We start from the raw sequence: 8,823 nt of genomic DNA, 5'->3' as shown, positions 1-8,823 counted from the left end.
GTGCAGTAATGCATTAAGCTAACCAGTACTAATTGCCCGTAAGGCTTGTCCCTATAACATTAGCAGTTGTAGAGAATTGAAAGCGCGTTGTGCTTGTGAGATATATAATCTCTACCCAGCAGTAAATAAAGTTAAAACTTACTTCTTCCAGATTCAAGGCTGTGCTGCTCCGTTCGAGAGCACAGCCTGTACAAGTTATGCCTGATGACCATAGTAAATCGGTACCACCCCTTCCCATCCCGAACAGGACCGTGAAACGATATTACGCCGATGATAGTGCTGCAACCAGTGTGAAAGTAGGTTATCGTCAGGCTAGTTATAGTGAGAAAACCCCGTACAGCGATGTGCGGGGTTTTTTTACGTCTGGCGCTTTTGCGGAATCAGTACAATGTCTTGTCATTCCCATACTCACGTAATATATTCAGCGTATTCACCATTTCCCGGGACATGCAGCATGACACTCTCCAATTGGCTCCTCTACGTCGCAGCAGTGCTGGTCCTGACCGTCACACCGGGACCGAGCGTCTTGATGTGCGTGTCCACCTCGGTCAATCTGGGCGTGCGTAAGGCCTTGATCGCGTCGCTGGGCAGCACGACGGCAATTGTGGGCATCATGGCACTGTCGGCACTGGGACTGGGGACCGCGCTGGCTGCATCGGAAACTTTGTTTACTGCAATCAAGTGGATGGGTGCGGCCTATCTTGCCTATCTGGGCATCACCTCGCTGTTGTCATCGGCCACCGACATTGCCGTCTCCGGTTCTGTTACATCTTCGACGAGCGGGCGGCTTTTTGGCCAGGGATTCCTGGTTGGCGTCAGCAATCCCAAGGCGCTACTTTTCTTCGGCGCGCTGTTCCCCCAATTCATCATTCCGGGCGCGCCACAGGCACCACAATTCATGGTGCTGGGCGCGACATTCATTTTTTTCGAGTTGGCGTGGCTGACCATTTACGCGCTCTCGGCATCCAGGGCCAAGCGCTGGCTGCAGCAGCCACGTCGTGCCACACTGTTCAACCGTGCTACCGGGGCGGTGTTTCTGGTGGCCGCCGCCGTGCTGGCCAGCAGCAAGCGCAGCACGAGTTAAGTCAGGCCTGCGCAGCGCCGCGAAGGTGGCGCATCAGGTACTGGCAGGCACTGGCTCGGCAGGGACCACCTTGCCGCCCTGGCTGATGCTCTCGCCATCGTTGCGTTTCAAGGTCCAGAACGCCAGCGAGGACAGGATCGTGACCACCGACAGGGCGACAAAGGCGCTGTGCAGCGCGCTGGTGACCATGCCCTGGTTGGTTTGCGGCACCTCGCCCAGGTAATAGGCGGCCACCAGGCTGCCCGCGGCCAGGCCAAAACTCATCGACAGCTGCTGAAACGAACTCGATATCGTGCTAGCCATGCTCGAATCGGCCTGGGCAATGTCGGCGTACGCGAGGGTGTTCATGCTGGAAAACTGCAGGGAATTGAAAAAGCCCTGCATCAGGCTGAGCACGACGATCATGCTCAAAGGCGTGCCTGCCTTGACGGTCGAAAACAGGCCGATGGTGATGCCAATGCAGACCGTGTTGACGATCAGCACCTGGCGGTAGCCGAAGCGGGCCAGCAGGCGCGGCGAGATCAGCTTCATGCCCATGGCGGCAAGGGCAGTGGGCATCATCAACAGGCCCGACTTCCATGCCGGTAAGCCGAGGCCCACCTGGTACATCATCGGCAGCAAGAATGGCAGGCCGCCCACGCCCAGCCGGGTGACGAAGCCACCGAGCACCGCGGTGCGGAAGGTGCGTATCTTGAACAGGGTCAGGCGCAGCAAGGGGAACTCGATGCCGCTGGCATGCCAGCCATACGCCACCAGCAGACTGATCGACACCACCAGCATCAGCAGCGCCGTCATGGGCTCGAGCGTGTGCTCGCCGAACACTTCCAGCAGCCACGACAGCAGGGCGGTGCCGCAACTGAATAAAATCATGCCGACCACGTCGAGCGGGCGCCGCTCCGTCCCCTTGTAGTCGGGCATGTAGCGCCATACCAGGTAGAGGGCGATCAGGCCGACCGGCACGTTGACGAAGAAAATGGCCCGCCAGGAAATCCAGTGGACGATCAAGCCACCCAGCGTGGGCCCCAGTAGCGGCCCGATCAGCGCGGGGATGATGACGAAGTTCATTGCGCCGAGCAATTCGGACTTGGGAAAGGTGCGGATGATCGCCAGCCTTCCGACTGGCATCATCATGGCGCCACCTATGCCTTGCAGCAAGCGCGCGCCCGTCATCATGGTGGGATTCAAGGCCAGGCCGCACAGCACGGAGGCGAAGGTAAAGATGGCAATGGCGATGCCGAACACGCGGCGGGTGCCGAAGCGGTCGGCCATCCAGCCGCTGATGGGAATGCCCACTGCGAGACTGAGGATGTAGCTGGTGACGACCGACTTCAGGCTCAGGGGCGTGACGTGCAGGTCGGCGGCGATGCTGGGAATGGCCGTGTTGACAATGGTCGCGTCAAGCTGCTCCATGAAGAGCGCGGTGGCGACGACCCACGGCAGATAGGTCTTGATCGAAGCGGTTCTGGTCATCGGCCGATTGTCACATAAAACCGGCCGGGGTGAGCTCAAGCGAACGCGCCCCCGTGCCGGCCAAACACCATCAGAAGGGGCGCGCCAGCTTGACGACGAACCAGTTCACGCCGCTGTTGGGCTTCTTGTAACCACCGTTGGAGTAATGCTGGATCTTCGCGCCCAGTTCCCACTTGTTGCCGAACACATAGCCGGCACCCAGGTGGTCACCGAACTGAAAATTGGTCGACAGGCGATTGTCATCGTTGTCGTACTTTTTCGACAGCAGGCTGACACCGATACCGCCCTCCGCATACCAACCCAGCTTGTTGCTCGCTTCGTAGCGGAACACGGGGGTCAGGTTGATGGCGGTGATGTTCTGGTGCTGGCCGGCCACATTTTGATAGGCGTTGCCGCGCCACTGGGCCAGGTTGGCGTCCCAGTAACCCGACAGGTGGGTGCCGTTCGATTCGAACCAGGCGCGGTCCCAATTTTTCTGGGCGCTGACGCGGATCATTTGCACTTTGGCGCCGGCGCCCACTTCGAGGGCGACGGAGTCAACGAGATCCTGGGCGAGAACGGACTGGCACGCCAGCAAGGCGCCCAGCGCCAGGGCCGAGCGAGCGATGATTTTGCGAATAAACATGGGGATTTTCCGAGGTAAGAATGCAGTTCAGATAAGAGCTACAGCATTGTACCGGGTTCCCGATGGGGCGTTTGGCGCGTCCGCGCTACAATCTGTGACTCTACCAGGAGCCGCCATGACCCCAACCATTATTGCATTTCTCGGCATCGGACTGATGGGCAAGCCCATGGCCAGCCGGCTGGCGGCAGCCGGTCATACGCTGCGCGTATGGAACCGCACCTTGAGCAAGGCCCAGGCAATCACCGGCGCGCAGGTGCAGGCATGCGCCACGCTGGCCGAGGCCGTCGCCGGGGCCGACCTGGTCATCTCGATGCTCGAGGACGGCGCCATTGTCGGAGAGATTATCGCGGCCGCCCAGGCTGCGCTCAAGCCGAACGCCTTGTGGGTCGACATGAGTTCCACCCAGCATGCCGAAGCGCTGGCCTTCCACGCCCGCCTGGCTGAGGGCGGGGTGCGCTTCATGGATGCGCCCGTCTCAGGGGGCGTGGTGGGCGCCGAGGCGGGTTCACTCGCCATCATGGCCGGCGGGACATCGGCCGATTTCGCCGAGGCGGCGCCGCTGCTGGCAGCGATGGGTCGGCCCACGCTGGTGGGCCCGGTCGGCAGTGGCCAGGTCGCCAAATTGTGCAATCAATTGATTGTCGGCGGCACGCTCGACCTGATCGCCGAGGCGCTGCTGCTGGCGCAGGCCGCCGGGGCCGATCCGGCCGCCGTGCGCACGGCCTTGCGTGGCGGCTTTGCCGAAAGCCGCCTGCTGGAAGTGCACGGCCAGCGCATGCTCGATCGCAATTTCGTGCCCGGCGGGCAAGTCAAAAGCCAACTCAAGGACATGCGCAATGTGCTGGCGGCGGCCGCCGATGCGGGCCTCGCGTTGCCGCTGGCGACGCTGGTGACGGCGCACTACGGCGAAATTGGTGACAGCCACCCCGGCGCCGACCAGAGCGCCGCCCTGATCGCCCTTGAGTTGCGCAATCCCGGCCAGCGCCTGGGCAGCGGGCCGGACCGGCTCTAGGGGCTCAGGCCAGCGGCAAACTCAGCTCGGCCAATTTCACCCAATAACTGGCGCCGATCGGCAATAAATGGTCGTTGAAGTCGTAGCTGCCGTTGTGCAACTGGCAGGGGCCCAGGCCGTGGCCGCCATCGCGGTGGCCGCCTTCGCCATTGCCGATAAACACATAGCAGCCGGGCTTTGCTTGCAGCATGAAGGCGAAATCCTCGGCGCCCATGGTCGGCTCGACCTGCGTATCGACGCGCTCGGCGCCCACCACGGCCATCATCGCTTCGGTGGCCAGCGCCGTTTGCGCCGCATGGTTGACCAGCGGCGGATAGTTGCGTTTGAAGCTGAAATCGATGGTGGCGCGGTAGCCGGCGGCGGTGTGGACGGCGATGTCTTGCATGCGCTGCTCGATCAGGTCGAGCACGTTGGTGGTGAACGTGCGCACGGTGCCGATCATGACGGCCTCGTCGGGAATGACGTTGGTGGCGCTGCCCGCGTGGATTTGCGTGATGGACAACACCGCCGTGTCGAGCGGGCTTTTTTCGCGCGAGATGATGGTCTGCCACCCCTGGGCGATCTGCACCGCCAGCATGACGGGATCGACCCCTTTATGGGGCTGGGCCGCATGGGCGCCCTTGCCGCGCACGGTGACCTTGAATTCGTTACTCGAGGCCATCATCGGCCCCGCCACCACGCCGAAGGTGCCCTCCGCCATGCCGGGCCAGTTGTGCATGCCGTACACGGCGTCCATGGGAAACTGTTCAAACAGGCCGTCTTCGATCATGCGCCGCGCGCCCGCGCCGCCTTCTTCGGCGGGCTGGAAAATGAGGTAGATGGTGCCGTCGAATTCGCCGTTGGCGACCAGGTGGTGGGCCGCGCCCAGCAGCATGGCCGTGTGGCCATCGTGGCCGCAGGCGTGCATCTTGCCGGGGTGGACGGAGGCGTGGGCAAAACTGTTGACCTCATGCATGGGGAGCGCGTCCATGTCGGCGCGCAGGCCGATCGCGCGGGGCGAACTGCCCCGTTTCAGGATGCCCACCACGCCCGTGATGCCCAGGCCCCGCACCACGGGGATGCCCCACTCGGTGAGCTTGGCGGCAACCACATCGGCGGTGCGTTGTTCTTCGTAACACAGTTCCGGATGGGCGTGGATGTCGCGGCGGATCTGCTGTAATTCGGCTTGGAAAGCGAGGATCGGTTCGACCAGTTTCATCGTGCATCTCCAGGTTTGATCGATTGTTAATACTATTGTAGCCTTACTGCCTATTGCGTGGTGCCCATCTGCGCAGGGGGCAACTTTGCGCGCCAAAATCGTTTAAAGTAGACGCTTCCCAGCCCCCTTTTTCCTCGCCATGACCACCACCGAAGTGCGCGCCACCTGCCCGCATGACTGCCCCGACACCTGCGCCCTGTTGATCACCGTGACCGACGGCGTCGCCACCGAGGTCAAGGGCGATCCCGACCACCCCACCACGGCCGGCGTGCTGTGCACGAAGGTGGCGCGCTACGCCGAGCGCACCTACCACCCGGAGCGCCTGCTGTATCCGATGCGCCGGGTGGGCGCCAAGGGAGAGGGCAAGTTCGAGCGCATCAGCTGGGAGGACGCCATCGACACCATCGCCACGCGCCTCGGTGCCATCGCCGCGCGCGACCCGCAGGCGATCCTGCCCTACAGTTATGCCGGCACCATGGGCCTGGTGCAGGGCGAGTCGATGTCGGCGCGCTTTTTCAACCGCCTGGGCGCCTCCGCGCTCGACCGCACCATTTGCGCCACCGCCGGCCTCACCGGCTACAAGTACAGCATCGGCGCCGCGCTGGGCACTGATATCGAGCAGTTCCAGAATGCCCGGCTGATCATCATCTGGGGTGGCAATCCGATCGCCTCGAACCTGCATCTCTGGACCCGCGTGCAGGAAGCGAAACGGCGCGGCGCCCGCCTGATCGCGATCGACCCGTACCGCTCGCTGACGGCGGAAAAATGTCACCAGCATATCGCGCTGCTGCCCGGCACCGACGCCGCGCTGGCGCTGGGGATGATGCACGTGCTGATTGCCGAAGACCTGCTCGACCATGACTACATCGCCCGCCACACGCTCGGCTTCGACGCGCTGGCCGCGCGCGCGCTCGAATGGACGCCGGCGCGCACGGCGGCCGTCTGCGGCCTCGACGCCAATGAAGTGATCGGCCTGGCGCGCGACTACGGCCAGGCGGCCCGGCGCGGCGAACCGGTGGCCATCCGCGTCAACTACGGCGTGCAGCGGGTGGCCGGCGGCGGCATGGCGGTGCGCAATATCGCCTGCCTGCCCGCGCTGGTGGGCGCCTGGCGCCACGCCGCCGGCGGCGTGCAGTTGTCGACCTCGGGCGCCTTCCCCGTCGACCGGGTGGCCCTGCAGCGGCCCGATCTGGGCTGTGCGCCCGTGCGCACCATCAACATGACCACCATCGGCGACGATTTGCTGCGTCCCGCCTCGCCCGCCTTCGGCCCCGCCATCGACGCCGTCATCGTCTACAACGCCAACCCGCTGGCGATCGCGCCCGACTCGGCCACGGTGATGCGCGGCTTCCAGCGCGAGGACCTGTTCACGGTGGTGCTCGAGCACTTCCAGACCGACAGCGCCGACTACGCCGACATCCTGCTGCCGGCCACCACCCAACTCGAGCACGTCGACGCCCATCTGGCCTATGGTCACCTGTACATGATGGCCAATAACGCCGCCATCGACGCGCTGGGCGAGGCCAAGCCGAACACGGAAATTTTCCGCCTGCTGGCCGCGCGCATGGGGTTTGCCGATCCGTGCTTTGCCGAGACCGACGACGAGCTCGCCGCCCAGGCCTTCGACGCCAGCCACGCGCACGCCGTGCACTTCGACTGGGAGTCGCTAAAGCGCAAGGGCTGGCAAAAGCTGGTGGTGGCGGACGCGCCGTTTGCCAACGGCGGCTTTCATACGCCGTCCGGCAAGTGCGAGTTGTATTCCGCCGCGATGCTCGCCGATGGCCTCGACCCGGTCCCGGCCTACATTGCGCCCTACGAATCGGCCGCCTCCAACCCGCAACTGGCTAAACGGTTTCCGCTGGCGATGATCTCGCCGCCAGCGCGCAATTTTCTCAACTCGACCTTTGTCAACGTCAAGAGCCTGCGCGGCGTCGATGGCGAGCCGTATCTCGACATCCACCCGCACGACGCCGCCGCGCGCGCCATCGCACACGGCGACATGGCGCGCATTTTCAACGACCGCGGCTCGTTCGTCGCCAGGGCCAGGGTCACCGACAAGGCCCGCCCGGGGCTGGTGGTGGGGCTGTCGATCTGGTGGAAAAAGCTCGCCACCGACGGCAAGAACGCCAACGAAGTGACCAGCCAGCGGCTGACCGACATGGGCCGCGCACCGACCTTTTACGACACCCTGGTGCAGGTGGAAAAAGCGCCGGTGACGGTGTCATGACGCGGCGCTGGCGCCTGGCGGTTTTGGCCGCGGCGCTGGCGGCCGGCCTGGCCGGCTGCTCGACGCTGGGCTACTACAGCCAGGCGGCGCAGGGACAAATCGCGCTGCTGACGCAATCGCGCCCCATTGATGAGGTGATCGCCGACCCGGCCACCACGGCGCAGCTGAAAACCCGGCTGGCCAGCGCCCGCCAGATCCGCGCCTACGCGGTTGAGCGGCTGGCGCTGCCGGACAATCAAAGCTACCGCAACTACACGGCGCTGGCCCGTCCTTACGTGGTGTGGAACGTGGTGGCCACGCCGGCGCTGTCGATGAGGCCGATCCAGTGGTGCTTTCCCGTGGCCGGTTGCGTCAGCTACCGCGGCTATTACGGCAAGGACGATGCCGCCGCGTATGCGGGCGAACTGCGCGCGGCCGGCTACGACGTCCAGATGGGCGGAGTGACGGCCTATTCGACGCTGGGCTACTTCAACGACCCCCTCATTTCAACCTTCATCCATTATCCCGACGCCGAGCTGGCGCGGCTGATCTTTCATGAGCTCTCGCACCAGGTGGTGTACGTCGCCGGCGACTCCCAATTTAACGAGTCCTTCGCCAGCGCGGTGGAAGAGGCGGGCGTCGAGCAGTGGCTCGAACGTTTCGGCAACCAGGCCATGCGCGAGAACTACGGGCGCTACATGGTGCGCCGCCAGGCGTTTCTGAATCTGCTGCTGGGCTGCCGCCGCGCGCTCGAGGCCAATTACAAGTCGGCCGCCAGCGATGGCGTCAAGCTGGCCGAAAAGGGGCGCCTGTTCGCGCAGTTGCACAGCGATTACGCGCGGCTCAAGACCGAATGGGGCGGCTACGCCGGCTACGACCGCTTCTTTGCCGAGCCGCTGTCGAACGCCCACCTCGCCGCGGTGGCCACCTACAGCGACTTCGTGCCGGCGTTTCGCGCCCTGCTCAAGCGCGAAGGCAGTTTCCCCGCCTTCTATGCCGCCGCGCGCAGCCTGGCCGCGCTCGACAAGCCGGAGCGCCACCGCCGCCTGGCGGCGCTGGGCGGCGTCCTGCCGCACGCCATCCAGGACGAATAAGGTTAGAGCGCGCCTTCGAATCTGGGCAAAAGCGCTTGCCATTGCCTTCACTGCCCGATAGCATCTGTGGGAGCACCCCATAAATGGCGTCCACGCAGGCGTCAATAACGATAAATACGAGACAAAGGCATCCC

General features: G+C 64.0%; 7 protein-coding genes and 1 rRNA gene. 5 read left to right on the top strand and 3 right to left on the bottom strand.

Annotation, left to right across the window (positions count from 1 at the left end; genetic code table 11):
* The first annotated feature begins 200 nt into the window (after positions 1-200).
* Both rrf and ACP7EY_RS02255 read left to right on the top strand, forming a co-directional pair.
* Positions 201-313 (top strand): 5S ribosomal RNA (rrf, locus tag ACP7EY_RS02260).
* 141 nt (positions 314-454) lie between these two features.
* A complete protein-coding gene (locus ACP7EY_RS02255; RefSeq protein WP_426190012.1) occupies positions 455-1,084 on the top strand; it encodes a LysE family translocator in 630 nt (209 codons plus the stop codon).
* Positions 1,085-1,117: 33 nt separating this feature from the next.
* Here ACP7EY_RS02255 and ACP7EY_RS02250 read toward each other — a convergent pair whose 3' ends face one another.
* On the bottom strand, positions 1,118-2,554 hold the full coding sequence (locus ACP7EY_RS02250) for a DHA2 family efflux MFS transporter permease subunit (RefSeq protein WP_426190010.1): 1,437 nt from the start codon (positions 2,552-2,554) through the stop codon (positions 1,118-1,120).
* Positions 2,555-2,624: 70 nt separating this feature from the next.
* Positions 2,625-3,179, bottom strand: a complete 555-nt coding sequence (locus tag ACP7EY_RS02245; RefSeq protein WP_426190008.1) for an acyloxyacyl hydrolase — start codon at positions 3,177-3,179, stop codon at positions 2,625-2,627.
* Between the two features lie 115 nt (positions 3,180-3,294).
* Between ACP7EY_RS02245 and ACP7EY_RS02240 the strand changes: the two genes are divergently transcribed.
* Positions 3,295-4,191 (top strand): NAD(P)-dependent oxidoreductase, encoded by an 897-nt coding sequence (locus tag ACP7EY_RS02240; protein WP_426190006.1) that lies wholly within the window; start codon positions 3,295-3,297, stop codon positions 4,189-4,191.
* A 4-nt stretch (positions 4,192-4,195) separates the two neighbouring features.
* Here ACP7EY_RS02240 and ACP7EY_RS02235 read toward each other — a convergent pair whose 3' ends face one another.
* Positions 4,196-5,389: a M20 aminoacylase family protein gene (locus ACP7EY_RS02235; RefSeq protein WP_426190004.1), complete on the bottom strand. Its 1,194-nt coding sequence runs from the start codon at positions 5,387-5,389 to the stop codon at positions 4,196-4,198.
* Between the two features lie 139 nt (positions 5,390-5,528).
* Here ACP7EY_RS02235 and ACP7EY_RS02230 point away from each other — a divergent pair, with 139 nt between their 5' ends.
* Complete coding sequence (locus tag ACP7EY_RS02230; RefSeq protein WP_426190002.1) at positions 5,529-7,616, top strand: molybdopterin-containing oxidoreductase family protein; 2,088 nt, start codon at positions 5,529-5,531, stop codon at positions 7,614-7,616.
* The gene (locus ACP7EY_RS02225) at positions 7,613-8,689 is read left to right on the top strand and encodes an aminopeptidase (protein ID WP_426190001.1); all 1,077 of its coding nucleotides are present in this window, start codon (positions 7,613-7,615) and stop codon (positions 8,687-8,689) included. The genes ACP7EY_RS02230 and ACP7EY_RS02225 overlap by 4 nt, the downstream gene beginning before the upstream one ends.
* Positions 8,690-8,823: the final 134 nt, after the last annotated feature.

It is taken from the genome of Massilia sp. DWR3-1-1 (genome assembly GCF_049898325.1).
In the GTDB taxonomy this organism is placed as follows: domain Bacteria; phylum Pseudomonadota; class Gammaproteobacteria; order Burkholderiales; family Burkholderiaceae_D; genus JAFCUW01.
This window is presented reverse-complemented; position numbering and strand designations above follow the sequence as displayed.

What these genes read in the sequence shown, in the direction of transcription:
- ACP7EY_RS02225 (WP_426190001.1), top strand. Translation starts at nt 7,613, where the DNA reads ATGACGCGGCGCTGGCGCCTGGCGGTTTTGGCCGCGGCGCTGGCGGCC.
- ACP7EY_RS02230 (WP_426190002.1), top strand. Translation starts at nt 5,529, where the DNA reads ATGACCACCACCGAAGTGCGCGCCACCTGCCCGCATGACTGCCCCGAC.
- ACP7EY_RS02240 (WP_426190006.1), top strand. Translation starts at nt 3,295, where the DNA reads ATGACCCCAACCATTATTGCATTTCTCGGCATCGGACTGATGGGCAAG.
- ACP7EY_RS02255 (WP_426190012.1), top strand. Translation starts at nt 455, where the DNA reads ATGACACTCTCCAATTGGCTCCTCTACGTCGCAGCAGTGCTGGTCCTG.
- ACP7EY_RS02235 (WP_426190004.1), bottom strand. Translation starts at nt 5,389, where the DNA reads ATGAAACTGGTCGAACCGATCCTCGCTTTCCAAGCCGAATTACAGCAG.
- ACP7EY_RS02250 (WP_426190010.1), bottom strand. Translation starts at nt 2,554, where the DNA reads ATGACCAGAACCGCTTCGATCAAGACCTATCTGCCGTGGGTCGTCGCC.
- ACP7EY_RS02245 (WP_426190008.1), bottom strand. Translation starts at nt 3,179, where the DNA reads ATGTTTATTCGCAAAATCATCGCTCGCTCGGCCCTGGCGCTGGGCGCC.